The sequence below is a fragment of the Pseudonocardia sp. genome (genome assembly GCF_050246655.1).
Taxonomy (GTDB): domain Bacteria; phylum Actinomycetota; class Actinomycetes; order Mycobacteriales; family Pseudonocardiaceae; genus Pseudonocardia.
The window spans coordinates 1-20,610 of record NZ_JBFWVQ010000103.1 but is presented as its reverse complement, the minus strand read 5'-3'; the positions used below and the strand labels follow the sequence as shown (position 1 = coordinate 20,610).

Below are 20,610 nucleotides of genomic sequence, written 5' to 3'. Positions count from 1 at the left end.
CAGAAGCTGATCAAATCAGCGCGGCGGCGTTGGCCCGCGCACGCAGTCTCGCGCTCAAGGCCCGCCGCACCGACCCAGTACGCGCCCAGCTGGCGCTCGCCGCGGTGCGCCGGCTGCTGGGTTGTCCACCGAGATCCGCGAGTTGGAGTCCGTCGTCATGGTCCAGGCCCGCCGGCACCCCGAGAGCGGCAGTCCTCGCCGAACAACGACGAATGGCTGATGCCCGCCGCTACCGCGGCCTCGAACTGCTCGCCCGGGCCCGCCGCACCACCACCGCGCCCACGCAGGCCAGCACCGCGCGGGCGGACGCGGGTGCACCAGTCAGCGCGGCGCGCACCGTCGCCCGCGGCGCGCACCGTCGCCCGCGGCTACGCGCCGCCCCGGCGGCGGCCGGTGAGGAAGTACAGGATCGGCCCGACGAAGTTGACGAACGAGGCCAGTGCCCACGCCCAACGGGGCCCGCGAACCTCGGCGGGATCGCGTCGCCTGATGTCGGCGAGCGCGGCGACGAGCAATCCGATCTGGACGACACCGGCGGCGGTGATCAGGGCTCGGGTGCGGGGAGACAGGTCGGCCCAGCGGCGACGCGAGTTCACCGCGTCAGGCTGTCAGGCACGTGTCGGTCGGTCCACCGCGCCCGGGCCCGACCAGGAATCGGCCGAAGCGCCGAGAGGAGCCGCACCGCGTGCCGTCACCTCGTTCGGGTGAGCCCGACGGACGGCCGCGCTCCATAGCGTCGCGGGGCCGACACCGTCGCCCACCACGCGTGCGACGCCGCAGGACACCGGAGGTGGCGCAGCATGGCGGAGCCCGAACCTGCCCCTCCCGGGCCGATCGGCGTCGTCCTGGACGTCGACGGCATCCTCCCGCTCGGCACCGCCGTGCGCGAGTTCGGCCGTGTCCGCAACCTGCTGGGCCGCACCGCAGGCGACCGCCGGATGGTGATGGGCATGGCCGGCCTGGTCCGAGCGTTGGTGCAGGACCGGCCCGGATCCGAGATCTACTACCTCACCGGCCTGCCGAAGGGATTCGCCGCACCGGTCAAGGCCATGCTGCGCCGCGACGGCTTTCCGCCGGGTACGGCGCTGATGGCGCCCGTGCTGCGACCGTGGGCGCTGTTCGGGCGGCGGTGGGTACACAAGCGCGCGACCCTCGACCGCCTCCTCGCCTGGCGCCCCGAGCTGCGGTTCGTGCTGCTCGGCGACGACGGTGAGGAGGATCCGTCCCTGTTCATCGAGCTCGCCGGGCAGGACTCGCAGCGGGTGGCGGCCATCGGCCTGCGCAGGGTCGTCAAACCCGACCGGCTGCTCCCCGAACACGTCGGCGCCGTGCCGGTGGCCGCCGCCCCGAACGCCGAGGAGCTGGCCCCGAAGCTGTGGTCCTGCGTCGGGACGGGGCCGCCGCGGTTCAGGGGACCGGAGTCGTGGCTGCTGAGCGCCGACCAGCGCGGGAACACGGCCACCCGCATCCGCGCCTGGACCGAGGGGAACCTCGCGCGTCCCCTCGTGGACGGCACCACGTACTTCAGCGCCGCCACCGCGGCTTTGGCCGCCGCCGGGCCCGGCACCACGGTGCGGTTCTCCGCGTGGCGCGCGGATGCGGGCGAGCGACTCGCCGCAGGCACCGACGCACCGACCATCGCCGGCGCGCTTCGGGACGCCGCCCGGCGCGGGGCGTCCGTCCGCGGCCTGCTGTGGGCCTCCTACCCCGACCTGGTCGGGTGCTTCCGGTCGGTGCAGCAACGGCTCGCCCACGAGGTCGGCGAAGGAGGCGGTCGCGTCCTGCTCGACGCGGGGAGCCACCCGCTCGGCTGCCACCACCAGAAGTTCCTCGCCGTGCGGCACACCGACCGGCCCGTCGAGGACGTGGCGTTCCTCGGCGGGATCGACTTCGCCACCGGCCGCAACGACGACAGCCGCCACCGCGGCGACCCGCAGGCGTCCCCGTCGAGCAAGCGGTACGGGCCGCGCCCACCGTGGCATGACGTGCAGGTCGAGCTGCGCGGCCCGGCCGCGCGCGAGGTCGCGGACACGTTCGACGAGCGTTGGGAGCGCCGCACCGCCCCGCTGTACCGCAGACGGTGGGCGGGACGGCGCCCGGCCACGACCGCCGACCAGGTCGATCCGCCCCGGTGCGGGACGTGCGCGGTCCAGATCCTGCGGACCTATCCCGCCCGCCCCCACCTCGCCTTCGCCCCCAGCGGCGAGCGCACCATCGCCCGTGCCTACGCCAAGGCGCTCACCCGGGCGGAGCGGCTCGTCTACATCGAGGACCAGTACCTCTGGGCCTACGACGTCGCGGTCATGATCGCGGCAGCGCTGCACCGGGCACCCCGCCTGCAGGTGGTCGTCGTCGTGCCCCGGTTCCCGGACAACGAGCAGCCCCTCTACCTCGACGCCGCCCGCCTGGGCCACGGCGAGGCGCTGGCGATGGTGCAGGAAGCGGGGGGCGAGCGCGTCCAGATCCTGGACATCGAGAACGAGGCGGGCGTACCCATCTACGTGCACGCGAAGGTGTGCGTCATCGACGACGTCTGGACGTGCATCGGCAGCGCGAACCTCAACCTGCGCTCGTGGACCCACGACTCGGAGCTGTGCGCCGCCGTGCTCGACGAGGAGCGGGATCCCCGCGAGCCTACCGATCCGAGCGGGCTCGGCGACGGGGCCCGCCGCTTCGCGCGCGACCTGCGGCTGCGGCTGATGACCGAGCATCTCGGGATCCCCGGCGACGCGACCGACGCCCTGGTCGATCCCGACGGCGCCGCCGAGGCGGTGCGCAGCAGCGTCGCAGCGCTCGACGCCTGGTACGACGGCGGGCGGGTCGGCCCGCGGCCCGCGGGTCGCCTGCGGACCCAGCGGCCCGCGGAGACGGCGGCGCGCGTGGCGGACACCCATCCCTGGCTGACCCAGCCCGCCTACCGCCGCTTCCTGGATCCGGACGGGCGGCCGCTGCGGATGCGGATGCAGCGCACCTACTAGCGTGCGCGACGGCGGGCGCCCTGCTCCTCGCGCGGCGCGACGGCGAAGACGGGGTGGGTGGGCGCGAGGGCCTGGAACTCCTCGAGCGGCGCGTCGAGCGCCACGCGCATGTGCGGCCGCGCCCCCGGCACGCGCTGGAGGTACTCACGGATGATCGGACCGCGCTCCGGGACCGGCACCTCGGTGAGCTGGACGGGGTGACGGCGCACCCGCAGCAGCGCCGCACGGCCGTCCGCGGCCCGCACGTTTCGCGTCCAATGGCATTCGCCGAGCATCGACACGAGGTACCAGCGCGCGTCATACCGGGCCATGCCGAGGGGCACGCGCACCAGCCTGCCCGACCTCCTCCCCCGCACCTCGAGCACCACCCATCGCCGGGGCAGCAGCCCCAGGCGCATCACCCGGTTCCAGAAGCGCGCGTACGCACGCGCCCCGGAGTCCGCGTGCCCGCCGGCGTACATCCGTCGGAGCCGCTCGGCGGCGGCGGAGTCGGTCGTGAAGAACCTCGGTCTCCTGGGACGCACCCGCCGAGTCTCCCGCCCGGGGCTCCCGCTCATCGAGACGCGGGGGGCTCTGCTGCCCGGCGGGAAGCGCGCCGCCGCTCCGTCACGCCACGGCTGATCGTGGAGACCCCGAAGCCCACGAGCACGCCGAGGGAGATGGTCACCATGGTCGTCAGCGTGGTGGTGAGGGTGGACAGCCCGCTGGCGTCGCCGTCGAGCAGCGTGGTGACCCCCTCCAGCCCCACGGCACCGGGCACGAGCAGCCAGTAGGCGGGCAGGAAGCTCACCATCGTCGGCGGCCCGCCGGGCGCGCGTGAGATCACGTCCGCGACCGGGGTCATCACCGCGGCACCGACGAAGGCCGAGAGCACGCTGCCGAACAGCGCGTCCCCGACGACCTGGGCACCGTAGGCGACGTAGAGGACGAGCAGGATCCAGCCGACCGAGTGGGGCCGCGCGGAGCGGTTCACGAGGATGCCCACGCCGAACACCGCGACCGCGATCCACGGCGCCAGCGGCCCGAGCGGTTGGGGCGGGGTGTCCAGCTCGATCACCGGGACACCGGCGAGCGCCGCGGCCCCGGTGATGCCCAGCGCCAGCAGCACCAGCTGCATGCCGCCCGCCGCGATCCGGCCCGCCCCGGAGATCATCTGTCCGGTGGACAGCTCGACCGCACCGGTGGTGAGCGCCGCGCCCGGCAGCAAGGTCACCAGCGGCGCCATGAGCGACGGGAGGACCACCAGAGGCAGCCCCGTGCGCGCGACCAGGAAGACGACCAGCGCGACGACGAACGCCGCGGCCAGGACGACCAGTACCTGGTAGCGCTGCGGGAGCTCCACCAGGAGCAGCACCCCGACCACACCGCCGAGCGTCGCGGCGATGGTGATGTCCGCCCAGGCGCCCCCGAGCAGGACGGCCAACCCGGCCGCCGCCAGGACGTTGCCCACGACGCGGGTGAGCGGGCCGAACACCGGGGGCTCGGCGCGGATCGCCAGGACGCGCTCCCGGGCGGTCGCGGGGTCGATCCGCCCGACGCGGGCGTCGGCCACCACGGCGCTCAGGTCCTCGATCTGGTGCAGGTGCAGCGCCACGCCACCGGTCGCCACGGCGCTCGTCTCCAGCCTGCCGTCCGCCATCGCCGAGGCGAACATGGCAGTGGGGAGGGTGATGATCTCCGCACGCGGGATGCCGTTGACCGCGGCCACGTCCGCCACGGCCTCGCGCACGCTCTCGACGTCGTAGCCGGAGTCGAGCATCGCCTCACCGAGCTCGGCCAGCATGACCACGGAGGCGGCGACCGGGGCCGGGGCCGACGGCGCGCCTGCGCCCGGAACGGGCGCCACCGCCGCGGGCCGGTCCGACCGGGCGCGACGAACGAGCAGCCCCGCCGCACTGATCGCCGCCACGAGCACCAGGACGGCCGACCCGATCAGCAGCGGCGAGTGGTCCGCCGCCGTCACCGCGGGAGGCGTCGCGGGCCGGGCCGGAACCGTCGAAGGCGCCGGGCGCGTGGTGGGCGCCTGCGTGGTGGCGTCCCGGTCGTCGCCGGGCCCGGTCGTCGGGGTGGACGGCCCGGGCGTCGTGGTCGCGCCGGTCGGCGGGCCCGGCGTGGTCGTGGGGGTCGGCGAGGTCGGCGGAGTCGGCGGGGTGGTCGGCGACGGTGTCGGGGTCGGTGTGGGCGTCGGCGAGAGCGTGGTCGGAGGGATGGCCGGAGGCGTGGTGGCCGACGGAGCCACGAGCTGCATCCGGGCGGCGACGGGACCCGAGCAGCCCACCAGAGCGGTGAGGACGATCAGCAGGCACGCCACCGAGCACAGGACCGGTCCGGGCCCGCGCCGGGTGCCGGCCCGGTGCAGGGGCGACACCGCGCCGATCCTCGCGCGAACGGGGTGGCGGTCCACGGGCGCCTCCGGCATCGGGGGAATGGTGTCATCGATGACCGGCGGCGGCGAGGGTGGCGACCGGCGGCCTGTGCTCGACGAGCGCGAGGGTGCAGTCTGGGCGGGCGCGGAGGGAGCACGGATGCGGACGACGCGAGCCGGGCTGCTGGTCGACCGGGGGCGGATGGTCGCCGTCGACGCACCGATCGAGCCGCCCCACGACGGCGACCTGCTCGTCCGGACTCGGTTCGCGTCGATCTGCGGCTCCGACCTGCACATCGTCAACCACGGCGTGGAGACCGACCCGCAGCTGTGGGCACCGGGCTATCCCGGCCACGAGGGCGTCGGTGAGGTGGTGGAGTCGAGATCGACGGCCTTCACGCCCGGCGACCGGGTGCTCGTGGTGCCGCCGGTGGCGCAGGCCCGCTGCTTCGCCGAATGGCAGCGGGTCCGCGCGAGCTCGACGGTCCGGCTGGATGGCGGGTGCCCACCGCTCGCGGAGGTGCTGATGGCCCAGCAGCTGGGCACCGTCGTGTTCGCCGCCCGCCGGCACCCCACCGACGTGGCGGGACGGACCGTCGCGGTCATCGGGCAGGGATCGGCCGGGATGTTCTGGGCGTGGTGGCTGAAGCGGGCGGGTGCGAGCCAGGTGATCGTGGCCGACCGGTCGCCCTCCCGCCTGGCCGCCGCCGCGCACTTCGGGGCCGACGTCGCCGTGGACGCCCGCGTCGACGACCTCGCCGAGGTGGTCCTGGACCACACCGCGGGCGAGGGGGCCGACCTCGTCGTCGAGGCCGTCGGCCGCAAGGAGACGCTCCTGCAGTCGATCTCGTGCTGCCGCACCGGCGGTCGGCTGCACTGGTTCGGGCTGCCCGACACGCACGATCCCGTGCCGATCGACTTCCGCGGGTTCTTCCGGCGGAAGCTGACCGCCTTCTCGACCCACGGCGCCCAGGCCGAGCCGGGGCTGACGTCGTTCCGCGACGCGCTGGAGCACATCCGTCAGGGCGACATCGACGTGCGGCCACTGCTGTCGCACGTCCTGCCGGCGGAGGAGATCGAGGAGGCCTTCCGGCTCGCCGACACCTGCGGCGACGGGGTGCTCAAGGTGTCGATCTCGTTCTGAGCCGACGGCCCACCCGGCACGCCCGCGTCGTCGAAATGGCCGATTGTCCCCCGGCACGGGGGGCGCGAAGACTACCGAGGGCTCCGGAACGCCGACGATGACGATCCACCCGAGGAGTCCTCATGACCCAGACGGCAGGCCAGCGACCGCCCTTGGCGGGCCTCCACCACTTCTCCCCGACGGTCACCGACGTCGAGGCGAGCGCGGAGTGGTACCAGCGCGTGCTGGGCCTGGAGCGGATCCCGCCGCGCTTCCCGCACTACGGCAACGAGGAGACCGGCTACGCGGTCGTGCTCGCGGACCCCGCGGCCGGGGTGATGATCGGGCTGCACCACAACATCGCGAACGGCGGGGAGCCGGCCGACGAGACGCGCACCGGTCTGGACCACATCGGCATCGCCGTCCCGGCCCGCTCGGACCTGGACTCCTGGGCCGCATGGCTCGACCACCTCGGCATCCCCCACGGAGGGGTGACCGACACGGACGATCCCGTGAAGTACTCCGTGCTGGTGTTCCGGGACCCGGACAACATCCAGCTGGAGCTGTTCTTCATGCAGACCTGAGCGGCCCTCCGCCGTCCGCCGCGCTTCAGCTGTGGGCCCTGAACCGCCGGACGAACCGTTTCTGCCACGGCGTCTCCACCGCGCGCGCCGAGTAGTGCTCGCGGGTGTAGTCGACCGCTCGGTCGGCCGGGACGCCGTCGAGGACGGCGAGGCAGGCCAGCGCGGTCCCGGTCCGCCCGAGACCGCCGCCGCACGCGACCTCGACCCGTTCGCCGCCGGACCGTTCCAGCAGCTCGCGCAGCTGCCTCGCGAAGGCGTCCCGGTCGGCAGGCAGCCAGAAATCGGGCCACCTCACCCACCCGTGCTCCCAGCCGACCGGAGGCGGTCGCCTGCCGAGCAGGTACAGACCGAACTCCGGCGACGGCCCCGCGGGAGCGGGTCCGCGCAGCGCGCGGCCACGAACCAACCGGCCCGACGGAAGCACCATGACGCCGGCGTCGTTGCGCGTCCACGAGCCGGCCATCCGGCGCACTCCTTCGGATCGGGCAGGAAGCGGTGGCGATCCTCCCAGACCCTTCCCGGTCACGAGCGGTCACGAGCCGCCGCGGTGCGCGCGACGCTGCCGGAGAAACGCCCGTCGTCAGGCCGGGCCGGGGCTCACCGCCTGCGCTCGCAAGGCCTCCTCCACCTCGGCCACCTCCACGTCCGCGATCTTCAGCGGGCGCACGTAGATCTCGTCACCGACATTGAGGCGCAGGGCGGCGGCGTCACCCCGGGTGATCTCGGCGACGAACGTGTCCTCGCTGCCCGGCTCCCGTAGCTCCACGCGCACCTCGAACCCGAGGAACACCACCCGGACCACCTCGGCGGCGAGGGCGCCCTCGCGACGGACCCGCTCCAGCCGCAGGTCGTGCGGCCGTACCGCCTTTCCCGCCACCGTCGAGACCGACCCGAGGAACGAGAACACGAACTCGTTGTTCGGGTTGTCGTAGAGGTCGGTCGGGCTCCCGACCTGCTCGATCGCCCCCTTGTTCAGCACGGCGATCGAGTCGGCGATGTCGAGCGCCTCCTCCTGGTCGTGCGTGACGATCACCGTCGTCACGTGCACCTCGTCGTGCAGCCGGCGCAGCCACGTGCGCAGGTCGGCGCGGACCTTTGCGTCGAGCGCGCCGAAGGGCTCGTCGAGCAGCAGGACCTTCGGGTCGATGGCGAGCGCGCGCGCGAGCGCCATGCGCTGGCGCTGCCCGCCGGAGAGCTGGGAGGGCAGCCGGTCGGCGAACCCGGCGAGGCCGACGACCTCGAGCAGCTCGCCGACCTTGGCGGCGATCTCCGGCTTGGGCCGCTTGCGGATCCGCAGCCCGAACCCGACGTTGTCGCGCACCGAGAGGTGCTTGAACGCCGCGTAGTGCTGGAAGACGAACCCGATGCCCCGCTTCTGCGGCGGCAGGTTCGTGACGTCCTCGCCGAAGATCCGGATCGTGCCGGAGTCCGGCTGGTCCAGCCCGGCGATGGCCCGTAGCAGCGTCGACTTCCCGGAGCCGGACGGCCCGAGCAACGCGGTCAGCGAGCCTTCCGGGATCTCGATCGAGACGTCGTCGAGCGCGACGAAGTCCCCGTACCGCTTGCTGGCTCCCGTGACGGAGATCGTCATGCTCGGCTCCTCGTGCGCTGCAGCAGGTTCATCAGGATCAGGATCAGGACGGCGACGAGCATCAGGAGCGTGGCGGCGGCGTAGGCACCGAACTCGTTGTAGTCGTCGATGTAGCGGGAATGGACCAGCAGGGTGAGGGTCTGGGAGATGCCCGGGAAGCCGGAGGACACCATGATCACGGCACCGAACTCGCCGAGGGACCGGGCGACGGTGAGGATGACGCCGTAGATCAGGCCCCACCGGATCGCGGGCAGGGTGATGCGGGAGAAGGTCTGCCACGTCGTGGCGCCGAGGGTGGCAGCCGCCTCCTCCTGTTCCTCGCCGATCTCCTCCAGCACCGGCTCGACCTCGCGCACGATGAACGGCAAGGTGACGAAGAGGGTCGCGAGCACCATGCCGGGCAGCCCGAAGATCACCCGGAAGCCCAGGCTCTCGATGCCGCCGAACCAGCCGCCCGCGCCCCAGAGCATGATCAGCGCCACGCCTGCGACGACCGGCGAGACCGCGAACGGCAGGTCCACGACGGCCTCGAGGAACGCGCGGCCGCGGAACCGGCCGCCCCGGGCGAGCGCCACCGCCGTGAAGACACCGAACACGACGTTGAGCGGGACGACGATCGCGACGATGAGCAGCGACAGCTGCAGCGCCGAGATCGCGGCCGGAGTGGTGATCCACTCCCAGAACTGGACGATGCCGTGCTCGAAGGAGCGGTAGAGGATGATCCCGATCGGCACGACGAGCAGGACGAGCAGGTAGAGCAGCGCGACGGCGCGCAGGGTGAGCCGCGACCACGTCGACTGGCGCATCAGGCCCGCCCCCCGCCCCGCCGCAGCGCCCGGGTGCTCACCAGCCGCAGCACCGTCAGCGCGACGAACGCGATGAGCAGCAGGACGACCGAGATCGCGGCCGCGTTGACCGGTGCGTCGATCTCGATCTGCTGCTGGATGAGCTGCGAGGCCACCTGCGTCTCGCCCGGGATGTTGCCGCCGACGAGCACGATCGAGCCGAACTCGCCGATCGCCCGCGTGAACGCCAGCCCGGCTCCGGTCAGCAGTGCCGGGACCAGCCCGGGCAGGATCACCCGGAAGAAGATCGTCAGGTTGTGGGCGCCGAGCGAGGCGGCGGCCTCCTCGACGTCGCGCTCCAGCTCGATCAGCACCGGCTGGACCTGCCGCACCGCGAACGGCAGCGTCACGAACAGCAGCGCGATCACGAGCGCGGGCTGCGTCGCCGAGAGGTGGATCCCGACCGGCGAGTTCGGGCCGTACAGCCCCAGCAGCACGATGCTCGCGACGATCGTCGGCAGTGCGAACGGCAGGTCGATGATCGCGTCCACGAACCTCCTGCCCGGGAAGTCGTCCCGGACCAGCACCCAGGCGACGACCAGGCCGAGCAAGAGGTTGATCGCGGCGACCACGAGCGAGACCCAGATCGTGATGCGGAAGGCGTCGAGGGCGGCCTCGCTGGTGATCGCCGCCCAGAAGGCGGCCAGCCCGTCCTCGACGGACTTCGCCGCGATCGCCGCGAGCGGCAGCAGCACGATCAGGCTGAGCCACAGCGTCGCGATACCCAGGCTCAGCGGCCCGGCGCTGCCGGGCCGGCGCCGCCGTCGCGGCGGTGCGGGTGGTGTCGGACCGGCGGGCGGGGGTCCCGCCTTCTCCAGTACGGGTGCGCTCATCAGTCGGCCCCTCGGGTCTCGTAGATCGTCGTGATCGAGCCGGAACGCCCGAACAGCACGGTGTCGACCGCCGACCAGCCCGACAGGTCGGCGCCGTTCGCACCGGCGCCCCTGCCGAGGATCTTCCCGAGCTGGTCGATCGTGTAGATCGTGTCGATCTCGCCGGGGAACAGGCTCGCGGTCTGGGCGGCGATCGCCGGGTCCACCGGCCGGAACCCGGTCTCGGCCCACACTCGCTGGCCCTCCGGGCTGAACAGGAACCCGATGAACGCCTCCGCCTGTGGCCGCAGCTCGGTGGTGTTGACGATCGCCACCGGGTTCTCGATCTTGAAGGTCTGCGGCGGCGTGATGTACTCGATCCGCTGCGTCGGCGGCGCGGTGGCGTTCTGCCGCTGCAGGAAGATCGCCTCGTTCTCGTAGCTGAGCAGGACGTCGCCCTGCCCCTGCTGGAAGGCGGTCGTCGCCTCCCGCCCGGACTTCGGGTTGACCCTGATGTGGTCGCGCACCAGCGCGCGGACGTAGTCCAGGCCGGCCTCGACATCGCTGCCGCCGTCGCTCACCGCGGAGAACGGGGCCAGCAGGTTCCACTTCGCCGATCCCGAGCTGGACGGGTTGGGCGTGATGACCTCGACGCCCGGCTTGAGCAGGTCGTCCCAGTCCCGGATGCCCTTCGGGTTCCCCTCACGGACGACGAAGGAGACGACCGAACCGAACGGGATGCTGTGGTTCGGGAACTGCTCCTTCCAGTCCTTGTCGACGACGCCCGCCTTGACCAGGCGGGTGATGTCCGGCTCGACCGAGAAGTTGACGACGTCCGCCGGGACGTGGCGGGCGACCTTGCGGGACTGGTCGCCGGAGGCCCCGTAGGACTGCGAGAAACCGATCTCCGCACCGGCCGGGGTCTCCCGGAACGCCGGGATGATCTCGTCGAAGCCGACCTTCGGCACGGCGTAGGCGACCAGCTTGAGCTGGTGGTCGCCGCTGGAGATGTCGATGCCGCCGGGCTCGTCGGTCGATCCCCCGCCGCAGGCGGTCGCGAGCACGGACGCGGCGGCGAGCACGGCGGCGAGCGACCGCGCTCGCGGACGTCGCCGTGCCCGGGGCACGGGCATGGGTCTGGACATGGATGGGCCTCTCCGCGCGGGGATGCAGCAGCTTTCCGCGACGAGCCGGATGGCGTTCTGGCGGCGTGTTCTGGCGAGTTTCGACAGCGAGGAGACCGGCCGGACGGCGACCGTGGCGACGGGACCGGTCCATCGCGGGATCGCGGTCAGGAGACCGGGATCCACGCGGTGGCGACGCGACGACGCGCGTCGCCGAACGTCAGCGACAGTCGCGGTCCGTGACGGACGGGTAGCCCACAGCGATCAACACCACGCGGAATCGCGGGATCGTCTGGCGGCTACCGGTCACGGACGGCAAGCTAGCAAGGGATTCCGCGCTGCACCATCCCGTGGGAGATATCCGGTGTCGTGCGTCACGGTCCGGTCCGCGCCACGATATGGCCGGGTCCGGCCGTTCCGGCACCGCTGTTGCCCGTGCTATTGCCCGCGGTGAGCGGCGTCGGGTAGGAACTACCCATGTCGAGCAGCCTCCTGGTCCGGCGGATCACCGTCGACCTGTGCCGACTCTGCTCGGCCTTCTGCTGTCGCTGATCGAGCCGGCATGACGCCGCGCGACGCGTCGCCGGTCGCTGCGGACCTTCCGATCTGACGCCATCCCCGGCGTCCTCGTGCGCCCTTGTCCGTGCGCATTCTCACCCACCGTTTCGTGGGCCGTTCGTGCGCGCCGATCCGCCTGCGGAAGAGAGACAGAGACAGATGTCCAGCTCGATCAGCCCCGTCGCGGACGCCCCCGGCCGCCCCGATCCCCCTCCACGGCAGCGATGGCGACCGGAGGCGCCGGCCGCCGGACGGGCGGCGCTGCCGATCGTCTCCGTCGTGGTCTTCCTCGCGCTCTGGCAGCTCGCCGCCGCCAGCGGGATCTGGAACGAGACGTTCGTGCCCTACCCGGCCACCGTGTGGCAAGCGTTCGTCGACGTCTCGACCACGCACGACGGCGCCCGTGGCTACCAGGGCTACCTGCTGTGGGAGCACCTCTACATGACGTTGCGGCGGGTGTTCGCGGGCGTGCTGCTCGGGGTGGTCGTCGGCGTGATCGTCGGGTTGGCCATGGGGAGCATCGGCTGGGTCCGGTCGGTGCTGGAGCCGTGGCTGACCTTCCTGCGCGCGCTCCCGCCGCTGGCCTACTTCTTCCTGCTGGTGATCTGGCTGGGCATCGACGAGGCCCCGAAGGTGACCCTGCTGGCCCTCGCCGCGTTCCCACCTGCCGCCGTCGCGACGACCGCCGCCGTCGCCGCAGCGCCGGTGAGCCTCATCGAGGCGGCGAAAGCGCTCGGCGCCACCCCGCGCGAGGTGATCCGGGACGTGGTGGTCCCGTCGGCGTTGCCGGAGACGTTCACCGGAATCCGGCTGGCGGTGGGCATGGCCTATTCGTCGGTGGTCGCGGCGGAGCTCTTCAACGGCATTCCCGGCGTCGGCGGAATGGTCAAGGACGCCAGCAACTACAACAACACCCCGGTCGTGCTCGTCGGCATCTTCGCGATCGGCATCTCCGGACTGGTCATCGACGGACTTCTCCGCTCGGTCGAGCGGCGCAGCATTCCCTGGAGGGGTAAGGCATGAGACAGGTTCCGATCCGAGCCGGATTCACCCGGTTGCTGGTCGCCGCCGTGGCGGGGCTCCTGGCGCTGTCCGGCTGCGCCGTCGGGCCGGCAGGCCAGGACAGCTCCAAGCCGACGATCCGGCTCGCCTACCAGGCCTTCCCGAGCGGCGACCTGGTAGTCAAGCACAACCGCTGGCTCGAGGACGCGCTGCCCGGTTTCACCATCAAGTGGACCAAGTTCGACTCCGGCGCCGACATCAACACGGCGTTCATCGCCGGCGAGATCGACTTCGGCGCGATCGGGTCGAGCCCGGTCGCCCGCGGGCTCTCGGCCCCCCTGAACATCCCGTACGACGTGGCCTTCGTGCTCGACGTCGCCGGCGACAACGAGGCGCTCGTCGCCCGCAACGACACCGGGATCACCACCGTGGAGGGACTGCGCGGCAGGCGCATCGCGACCGCGTTCGCCTCCACCGCCCACTACAGCCTGCTCGCCGCGCTGCAGCAGGCCGGGCTCACACCCACCGACGTCCAGCTCGTCGACCTGCAGCCGCAGGCATCGCTCGCGGCGTGGGACCGCGGGGACGTCGACGCCGTCTACACGTGGCTGCCCACCCTCGACCAGCTCCGCAAGAACGGCACGACGTTGATCACGAGCCGCGAGCTGGCCACCGCCGGCAAGCCCACCCTCGACCTGGGAGTCGTGTCGCGGCAGTTCGCCGAGGCGAACCCCGACGTCGTCGACACCTGGCGGCAGGTGCAGACCCGGGCGCTGCGCACGATCCACGACGACCCGCAGGCGGCCGCCGCCGCCATCGCCCCCGAACTCGGCACGACGCCGGAGGACGCGGCGAGCCAGCTCCGGCAGGGCGTCTACCTCACCGAGGCCGAGCTGACGTCGGCGGAGTGGCTGGGCACCGACGGCGCACCCGGCAACGTCGCGCAGAACCTGCAGAACGCCGCGCAGTTCCTCGCCGACCAGGGGCAGATCCCGGCCGCACCCGACCTGGCGACGTTCCGCGACGCGGTCTACACGAAGGGGTTGCCCGGTGTCCTCGCGGGCTGAGGACGGGCGGGGGGCGGTCCAGCTCGACGCGTCCCCCGCGCCGTTCGCCGCGACGCCGTCGGGCGCCAGCGGGTCGATCTCGGTCGCCGGCGTGACCCACTCCTACGCCGGCAGGCAGGCGCCCGTCCAGGCGCTCGGCCCCGTCGACCTGCAGGTCGATCCCGGCGAGTTCCTGGTCCTGGTGGGCGCGTCCGGCTGCGGCAAGAGCACGCTGCTGCGGTTGATCGCAGGCTTCGAGCGGCCGACCGAGGGGACGGTCACCGTGTCCGGCGCCGAGCCGGTGCCCGGTGCGAGCGCGGGGGTGGTCTTCCAGCAGCCGCGGCTGTTCCCGTGGCGGTCCGTCGGCGGCAACGTCGAGCTGGCCCTGCGCTACGCCGGAGTCGGCAGGGCCGACCGGGCCGCGGCACGGGACGGCCTGCTCGCCCGGGTCGGGCTGACCGGCACCGCCGACCGCAAGGTCTGGGAGATCTCCGGCGGTCAGCAGCAGCGGGTGGCGATCGCGCGGGCGCTGGCCGGGCACACCCCGCTGCTGCTCCTCGACGAACCGTTCGCCGCCCTCGACGCGCTGACCCGCGAGCGGTTGCAGGAGGACGTCCGCACGGTCAGCCACGAGACCGGCCGCACCAGCGTGTTCGTCACCCACAGCGCCGACGAGGCGGTGTTCCTCGGCAGCCGCATCATCGTGCTCACCGCCCGCCCGGGCCGTATCGCCCTCGACCTGACGATCGACCTGCCGCGGTCCGGGATCGACCCCGAGGAGCTGCGCGGATCGGCCGAGTACGCCGCGCTGCGCGCCGAGGTCGGGCACGCCGTGAAGGCCGCAGCCGCGTAGCGGCCATTGAAACAGCCGCGTAGCGGCCATGGAGACAGCCGCGTAGCGGCCGTACAGGAGGACATCCGATGACATCCACCTCCACCGCACTCCGGCTCGAGCGGCTGGGCCCGGCGTTCGGTGCGCTCGTCACCCTCGACCTCGCCACCGCCGACGACGCGCAGGTCGTCGCGGTGCGGTCCGCACTCACCGAGCACAAGGTCCTGTTCTTCCGCGACCAGCACCTCGACCCGGACAGCCAGGTCGCGCTGGGCAACCGGCTCGGCGAGCTGACCCCGTCCCACCCTGTCGTGCCGGGCCTCGACGACGCGCACACCGAGATCTACGCGCTCGACAGCGCCGACGACGGCTTCTCCGACGTCTGGCACACCGACGTGACGTTCGTGAAGCAGCCGCCGCTGGGCTCCATCCTGCGCGCCGTCACCCTGCCGCCCGCAGGCGGCGACACGAGCTGGACGGACCTGGAGCTCGCCTACGCCTCGCTGTCGGCGCCGGTGCGCCGCCTGGCCGACCAGCTGACGGCGGTGCACGACGGATCGCAGGAGTTCGGCTACTACCTGGCGCAGCGCCGCGGCGGGCAGGGCTCCCAGTGGGAGGGCGAGACCTACACCACGCTGGAGCAGGTGCAGCACCCGGTCGTGCGCGTCCATCCCGAGACGGGGCGGCGGTCGCTGTTCGTCAGCCCAGGTTTCACCATCCGCATCGACGGGGTCTCCGACGCGGAGAGCCGCTACCTGCTGGACCTGTTCTTCGCCCACCTCACCAAGCCGGAGCACATCGTGCGGCACCGGTGGGCACCGGGCGACGTCGCGATGTGGGACAACCGCTCCACCGCGCACTACGCCAACCGCGACTACGGCGACACCCGCCGCGTCATGCACCGGATCACGCTGCGCGGCGACGCACCGGTGGGCGTCGGGCCGGGCTGAGCCCGGTTCAGGCGGCGGCCGTGCTCCGCCCGGCCCAGGCCTTCGCGAGCAGCTCGGTGCTGCGGACCCGGTCGGCGTGGTCGGTCGTGATCGTCGTGACGAGCAGCTCGTCGGCGCCGGTCACCCGGGCGAGCGTGGCCAGCCGCTCGACGACGGTCGAGGGCGATCCCACGACCTGCGTGTCGATCCGGTCCTGCACCGCAGCCCGCTCGTCGGCGGTCCAGGCACGGGCGCGGGCCTCCGCGGGGGTGACGTAGGGCTGGGCGCCGATGCCGGTCCGGATGCCGAGCACCCATTGGCCGTAGGGGGCGGCGAGCTCCCGAGCCCGTTCGTCGGTGGGGGCGACGACGACGTCGGCGGACACGAGCACGTACGGCTCGGGCCGCTGCGCCGAGGGCCGGAAGGCGGCCCGGTAGGCCTCGACGGCGTCGAGCACCGCGCTCGGCGCGATGTGGTAGCTCACCGCGAAGGGCAGGCCGCGGGTGCCCGCGACCCGCGCGCTCTCCCCCGCGCTCGACCCCAGCACCCACAGCTGGACGTCGGCGCCGTCGGCGGGGTGCGCGACGAGCGGACGGCCGCCGGGCGCGACGGTCCGGCCGGCGAACAGGTCGGCGATCGTGTCGACCTGCTCGCCGTAGTCGGGGCTCGGCTCGCCCGGCGTGACGCCCAGGTGGGCGGCGAGCGCCTCCAGCGCGGTGAGGTCGCCCGGCGGTAACCGGGGCGGGGTCGGGACGAGGAGCCCGTCGACGACGCGCGCGGGCGGCGGGTCCGGGCGCGCTCCCCCGGAACGCCGAGCCAGGAGGTGCGCCAGGTCGAAGCGGCCGAGGCCGACGTCGATCCGTCCCGGGTGCAGCTGCGCCACGGTGCCGAACTGCTCGGCGACGAGCAGCGGCGGCGTGTTCGGCAGCTGCACCGCGCCGGACCCCACCCGGATCCGTTCGGTCGCGGCGGCGACCAGCGCGACGAGGACCGGGGTGGACGACGACGCGACCCCGGACACGAGGTGATGCTCGGCCACCCAGTAGCGGTGGTAGCCGGTGGCCTCGGCGAGGCGGGCCAGCTCGATCGTGTGCCGCAGTGCCTCCGCCGCGGTGCCGCCGCGGGGCACGGGCGCGAGGTCGAGGACGGACAGCGGGACGGGCCGGCTCACGGGGCCGGTGCCGTCCCGCGCGTCCACGGACGGAACGTACCCACGGGTCGGTGAGCGTTCAACCCGCGGCGGCTTGACACCGACCGGACGCCGGTGCATAGCCTCGCAAGGTCAGCGGGATCCGGAGGGGAGGCAGCGTGCGGCCAGCAGCGCACGGCCGTGGGCACACCCCGTGGAACGCGGTGTGCGTGCTCGTGGCGCGGCGGTGGCTGGACGGTTACGGCTCGCCTCCGGGGCACTGACGGCGGGTCGTCCCCCGTCCCCCCGCCCCCTGGAGCGCCCGCATGTCCCTTCATCTCGCCGTCGCACTCGACGCAACCGGCTGGCACCCCGCGTCGTGGCGCGAACCCGGTGCCCGCGCCGGGGAGCTGTTCACCGCCGGCTACTGGACCGACCTCGTGCTGCTCGCGCAGCGGGGCCTGCTCGACCTCGTCACGATCGAGGACGGCTACGGCATGCAGGCCCCCGACGACCGCACCGACCAGGTCCGCGGCCGGCTCGACGCCACGCTCGTCGCCGCGCGGGTCGCGCCGGCGACCAGCGGGATCGGCATCGTCCCCACCGCCGTCGTCACCCACTCCGAGCCCTTCCACATCTCGAAGGCGATCGCGACGCTCGACTACGTCTCCGCCGGGCGCGCCGGCGTCCGCGTCCGCGTCACCGGACGCCCGGACGAGGCGGCGCTGTTCGGCCGCCGCGCCGCCCCCGACCGCGACGAGCTGTTCGCCGAGGCCGGGGACGCCGTCGAGGTGCTGCGCAGGCTCTGGGACAGCTGGGAGGACGACGCGGAGATCCGCGACACCGCCACCGGCCGGTTCGTGGACCGGGAGAAGCTGCACTACATCGACTTCGAGGGCCGGTTCTTCTCCGTCCGCGGCCCGTCGATCACGCCGCGTCCGCCGCAGGGGCAACCGATCGTCGCGGCGCTGGCACACGTCCCGGTCGCGTTCCGGCTGGTCGGGACGCACGCCGATGTGGGGTTCGTCACTCCGCAGGAGACGGCCGACATCCCCGGGATCCTCGGCGCGATCCACGCGGCCCGCGAGATCGCGGGTCGCGACACCGTCCACGTCCTCGGCGACCTCCTGGTCGTCCTCGACCCGACCGCCGAGGCGGCCGCTGCCCGGCTCGACCGGCTGGACACCCTCGCCGGGGCGGAGCTCACCAGCGACGCCCGGATCGTCGCCGGCACGCCCGCGCAGCTCGCCGACCTGATCGAGGAGTGGCACGCCGCGGGCCTGTCCGGCGTACGCCTGCGCCCCGCCACCCACGCCCACGACCTGCCGCTGATCGTGGACGCGCTGGTGCCCGAGCTGCAGCGTCGGGGCCTGCACCGCACCGCCTACGAGGCCGCCACCCTGCGCGGGTTGCTCGGCCTGTCCCGTCCCGCGAACCGCTACGCCGACCAGGTCTGAGGGATCACCGTGCCGCGCAAGCAGATCCACCTCGCCGCCCACTTCCCCGGCGTCAACAACACCACCGTGTGGAGCGACCCCGCGGCGGGCAGCCACATCGAGTTCTCGTCGTTCACCCACTTCGCACGCACCGCCGAACGGGGGCTGTTCGACTTCCTGTTCCTCGCCGAGGGCCTGCGGCTGCGCGAGCAGAACGGCCTGATCTACGACCTGGACGTCGTCGGTCGACCCGACACGTTCACGATCCTGGCGGCGCTCGCGGCCGTCACCGAGCACCTCGGCCTGGCCGGGACGATCAACTCGACGTTCAACGAGCCCTACGAGGTGGCGCGGCAGTTCGCGACGCTCGACCACCTCTCGGGCGGGCGCGCGGCGTGGAACGTCGTGACGTCGTGGGACGCGTTCACCGGCGAGAACTTCCGCCGCGCCGGGTTCCTGCCCGCCGAACAGCGCTACTCACGGGCTCAGGAGTTCCTCGCCGCCACGCGGGTGCTGTTCGACTCGTGGGCGGGTGACGAGGTCGTCGCGGACGCCGGGTCGGGCACGTTCCTGCGCGACCCCGACGCCGGGCGGTTCTCCTTCACCTCCGACCAGTTCGACATCGGCGGCCGCTTCGCCGTCCCCCGCAGCCCCCAGGGGCGCCCGGTGATCCTGCAGGCAGGCGACTCCGAGGAGGGCCGCGAGTTCGCCGCCTCGGACGCGGACGCGATCTTCAGCCGGCACGCCACCCTGGAGGCGGGACAGGCCTTCTACGCCGACGTGAAGGGCCGCCTCGCCCGGTACGGCCGTGCACCCGAGGACCTCAAGATCCTGCCTGCGGCCACCTTCGTCCTCGGCGACACGGACGCCGAGGCCGAGGAGAAGGCGCGGGAGGTCCGCTACCAGCAGGTCAGCGGGCAGACGGCGATCAAGTTCGCCGAGCAGCTGTGGAACCGCGACCTCGGCCACCTCGACCCGGACGGCCCGCTCCCGGCGGAGGACCCGATCGTCGGCGAGAGCACCGTGTCGAAGGGCCGGGCCAGCGTGCGGATGTACCGCGACCCGGTGGGCGAGGCGAACCGGTGGCGAGCGGTGGCGGAGGCCGAGAAGCTCTCGCTGCGCGACGTCGTCGTCCGGATGACGGCGCGCCAGACGTTCGTCGGCTCCCCCGCCACCGTCGCCGCCACGATCGACGAGTTCGTCCAGGCCGACGCGGCGGACGGGTTCGTGCTCGTCCCACACATCACGCCGGGCGGGCTGGACGAGTTCGCCGACACCGTCGTCCCGCTGCTGCAGGAGCGCGGCTCGTTCCGCACCGGGTACACCGGCACAACACTGCGCGAACACCTCGGGCTCGCGCTGCGCCACACCGAAGCGGCACCGAGCTGATCCGCCGCGTTCGTAGGCTCTGACGTGCGCATTCGTGCATATCAAGATCACCCGGTCGGCTGTTCCGGTCCGATCGACGGCGTCCGTAGCGTCGGCGCGGTCGGGTTGATCGTCGAGGAGGTCGTCGTGTCGTTGACGGTGTCGCCAGCACTGCAGGAGCGGGCTCGCAAGGGTCCGGTGAGCGAGGAGGAGTTCGTCGACTGCGTCCGGGAGTCCCTGCCCTACGCGTGGGGGATGGTCGAGCGGTTGGCGAAGGAGCTCGAGACGACCGGTGCGGCGTCGGCACAGAACCTGGAGGTGCCCCCGGACGACGCAAGCTGGGGCGAGGTGTTCCGCCTGGTCGCCAGCGACGCGATGCGCGGCGCGGTGCAGCGGCACTTCGGAGTCCGGCTGGCCTTCCAGAACTGCTGCAAGGTGGGCCTCTTCCGGCCGGACGCCACTGCGGAGTACGAGGCGTTCGTCTCCCCCCGCGCGCAGCTGCTCAACCAACGCCCGGAGCTGCTGAACTGCTGACGCGCCACGGGCCGCCGAAGGGCGCGGGATCGGGTCGCGGGGCCGGCGCGGTGAACCCATGGCTATGTTGCAGCGAACGCCGTGGGTGAGGAGCCTCGTGGTGGACCCTGCCGCCGATGCCTCGGGCGCGCGCGACCGACGGACGCCGGGTTCTGCCGGGCCCGGCGCGGTCGGGCCGCGCGTCCCGGCGGGCGAGGCGTCCGACGAGTCACTGCTGCGTGCCGTGGCCGAGGGCGCCTCGCAGGCCCTCGCCGAGCTGTACGACCGATGGGGCGCCCGCGCGTACTCGTTGGCGCGTCGGATCTGCGCGGATGAGACCCTGGCGGAGGACGTCGTGCAGGAGGTGTTCGTGGC

20 protein-coding genes are annotated in these 20,610 nt (G+C 73.1%); 11 read left to right on the top strand and 9 right to left on the bottom strand.

The window, feature by feature from the left end:
• Positions 1 to 368: 368 nt before the first annotated feature.
• Positions 369 to 596 carry a PLD nuclease N-terminal domain-containing protein gene (locus AB7J25_RS24510; protein ID WP_428512572.1) on the bottom strand — a complete coding sequence of 76 codons (228 nt, stop codon included), beginning with the start codon at positions 594 to 596 and terminating at the stop codon, positions 369 to 371.
• 204 nt (positions 597 to 800) lie between these two features.
• Between AB7J25_RS24510 and AB7J25_RS24505 the strand changes: the two genes are divergently transcribed.
• Positions 801 to 2,978, top strand: a complete 2,178-nt coding sequence (locus AB7J25_RS24505; protein WP_428512570.1) for a phosphatase domain-containing protein — start codon at positions 801 to 803, stop codon at positions 2,976 to 2,978.
• On the opposite strand, the gene AB7J25_RS24500 is transcribed toward AB7J25_RS24505, so the two are convergent.
• Both AB7J25_RS24500 and AB7J25_RS24495 read right to left on the bottom strand, forming a co-directional pair.
• A complete protein-coding gene (locus AB7J25_RS24500; protein WP_428512568.1) occupies positions 2,975 to 3,502 on the bottom strand; it encodes a nitroreductase/quinone reductase family protein in 528 nt (175 codons plus the stop codon). The two genes, AB7J25_RS24505 and AB7J25_RS24500, sit on opposite strands and share 4 nt — an antisense overlap.
• Before the next feature lie 29 nt (positions 3,503 to 3,531).
• Positions 3,532 to 5,397 carry a threonine/serine exporter family protein gene (locus tag AB7J25_RS24495; protein ID WP_428512566.1) on the bottom strand — a complete coding sequence of 622 codons (1,866 nt, stop codon included), beginning with the start codon at positions 5,395 to 5,397 and terminating at the stop codon, positions 3,532 to 3,534.
• Between the two features lie 106 nt (positions 5,398 to 5,503).
• Here AB7J25_RS24495 and AB7J25_RS24490 point away from each other — a divergent pair, with 106 nt between their 5' ends.
• Both AB7J25_RS24490 and AB7J25_RS24485 read left to right on the top strand, forming a co-directional pair.
• On the top strand, positions 5,504 to 6,487 hold the full coding sequence (locus tag AB7J25_RS24490; RefSeq protein WP_428512564.1) for a zinc-dependent alcohol dehydrogenase: 984 nt from the start codon (positions 5,504 to 5,506) through the stop codon (positions 6,485 to 6,487).
• Positions 6,488 to 6,609: 122 nt separating this feature from the next.
• On the top strand, positions 6,610 to 7,050 hold the full coding sequence (locus tag AB7J25_RS24485) for a VOC family protein (RefSeq protein WP_428512562.1): 441 nt from the start codon (positions 6,610 to 6,612) through the stop codon (positions 7,048 to 7,050).
• A gap of 25 nt (positions 7,051 to 7,075) precedes the next feature.
• Here the strand turns inward: AB7J25_RS24485 and AB7J25_RS24480 are convergent, their stop codons facing one another.
• The 5 genes from AB7J25_RS24480 to AB7J25_RS24460 all read right to left on the bottom strand — a co-directional run bounded on the left by AB7J25_RS24480 (position 7,076) and on the right by AB7J25_RS24460 (position 11,443).
• On the bottom strand, positions 7,076 to 7,513 hold the full coding sequence (locus AB7J25_RS24480; RefSeq protein WP_428512560.1) for a protein-tyrosine phosphatase family protein: 438 nt from the start codon (positions 7,511 to 7,513) through the stop codon (positions 7,076 to 7,078).
• Positions 7,514 to 7,630: 117 nt separating this feature from the next.
• Positions 7,631 to 8,641 carry a sulfate/molybdate ABC transporter ATP-binding protein gene (locus AB7J25_RS24475; protein ID WP_428512558.1) on the bottom strand — a complete coding sequence of 337 codons (1,011 nt, stop codon included), beginning with the start codon at positions 8,639 to 8,641 and terminating at the stop codon, positions 7,631 to 7,633.
• On the bottom strand, positions 8,638 to 9,447 hold the full coding sequence (cysW, locus tag AB7J25_RS24470) for a sulfate ABC transporter permease subunit CysW (RefSeq protein WP_428512556.1): 810 nt from the start codon (positions 9,445 to 9,447) through the stop codon (positions 8,638 to 8,640). The genes AB7J25_RS24475 and cysW overlap by 4 nt, the downstream gene beginning before the upstream one ends.
• Positions 9,447 to 10,319 (bottom strand): sulfate ABC transporter permease subunit CysT, encoded by an 873-nt coding sequence (cysT, locus tag AB7J25_RS24465; RefSeq protein ID WP_428512554.1) that lies wholly within the window; start codon positions 10,317 to 10,319, stop codon positions 9,447 to 9,449. The genes cysW and cysT overlap by 1 nt, the downstream gene beginning before the upstream one ends.
• Positions 10,319 to 11,443, bottom strand: coding sequence for a sulfate ABC transporter substrate-binding protein (locus tag AB7J25_RS24460; protein WP_428512552.1), 1,125 nt, complete (start codon positions 11,441 to 11,443; stop codon positions 10,319 to 10,321). Before AB7J25_RS24460 ends, cysT begins: the two co-directional genes overlap by 1 nt.
• Before the next feature lie 696 nt (positions 11,444 to 12,139).
• Between AB7J25_RS24460 and AB7J25_RS24455 the strand changes: the two genes are divergently transcribed.
• From AB7J25_RS24455 to AB7J25_RS24440, 4 genes are all read left to right on the top strand, one after another.
• A complete protein-coding gene (locus tag AB7J25_RS24455) occupies positions 12,140 to 13,003 on the top strand; it encodes an ABC transporter permease (RefSeq protein WP_428512550.1) in 864 nt (287 codons plus the stop codon).
• A complete protein-coding gene (locus AB7J25_RS24450; protein WP_428512548.1) occupies positions 13,000 to 14,049 on the top strand; it encodes an ABC transporter substrate-binding protein in 1,050 nt (349 codons plus the stop codon). Before AB7J25_RS24455 ends, AB7J25_RS24450 begins: the two co-directional genes overlap by 4 nt.
• The gene (locus AB7J25_RS24445; protein ID WP_428512546.1) at positions 14,033 to 14,881 is read left to right on the top strand and encodes an ABC transporter ATP-binding protein; all 849 of its coding nucleotides are present in this window, start codon (positions 14,033 to 14,035) and stop codon (positions 14,879 to 14,881) included. Before AB7J25_RS24450 ends, AB7J25_RS24445 begins: the two co-directional genes overlap by 17 nt.
• Before the next feature lie 68 nt (positions 14,882 to 14,949).
• Positions 14,950 to 15,810, top strand: coding sequence for a TauD/TfdA dioxygenase family protein (locus AB7J25_RS24440; protein WP_428512544.1), 861 nt, complete (start codon positions 14,950 to 14,952; stop codon positions 15,808 to 15,810).
• A gap of 7 nt (positions 15,811 to 15,817) precedes the next feature.
• On the opposite strand, the gene AB7J25_RS24435 is transcribed toward AB7J25_RS24440, so the two are convergent.
• Positions 15,818 to 16,987 carry an LLM class flavin-dependent oxidoreductase gene (locus AB7J25_RS24435; protein WP_428512542.1) on the bottom strand — a complete coding sequence of 390 codons (1,170 nt, stop codon included), beginning with the start codon at positions 16,985 to 16,987 and terminating at the stop codon, positions 15,818 to 15,820.
• 257 nt (positions 16,988 to 17,244) lie between these two features.
• On the opposite strand from AB7J25_RS24435, the gene AB7J25_RS24430 reads away from it, so the two are divergent.
• From AB7J25_RS24430 to AB7J25_RS24415, 4 genes are all read left to right on the top strand, one after another.
• Positions 17,245 to 18,375: an LLM class flavin-dependent oxidoreductase gene (locus AB7J25_RS24430; RefSeq protein WP_428512540.1), complete on the top strand. Its 1,131-nt coding sequence runs from the start codon at positions 17,245 to 17,247 to the stop codon at positions 18,373 to 18,375.
• 9 nt (positions 18,376 to 18,384) lie between these two features.
• On the top strand, positions 18,385 to 19,743 hold the full coding sequence (locus AB7J25_RS24425) for an NtaA/DmoA family FMN-dependent monooxygenase (protein ID WP_428512538.1): 1,359 nt from the start codon (positions 18,385 to 18,387) through the stop codon (positions 19,741 to 19,743).
• A 105-nt stretch (positions 19,744 to 19,848) separates the two neighbouring features.
• Entirely contained in the window at positions 19,849 to 20,256 is a 408-nt protein-coding gene (locus tag AB7J25_RS24420; protein WP_428512536.1) for an SCO5389 family protein, read from the top strand.
• Positions 20,257 to 20,356: 100 nt separating this feature from the next.
• Positions 20,357 to 20,610: RNA polymerase sigma factor (locus AB7J25_RS24415; protein ID WP_428512534.1), on the top strand; the 254-nt coding region annotated here is incomplete at its 3' end.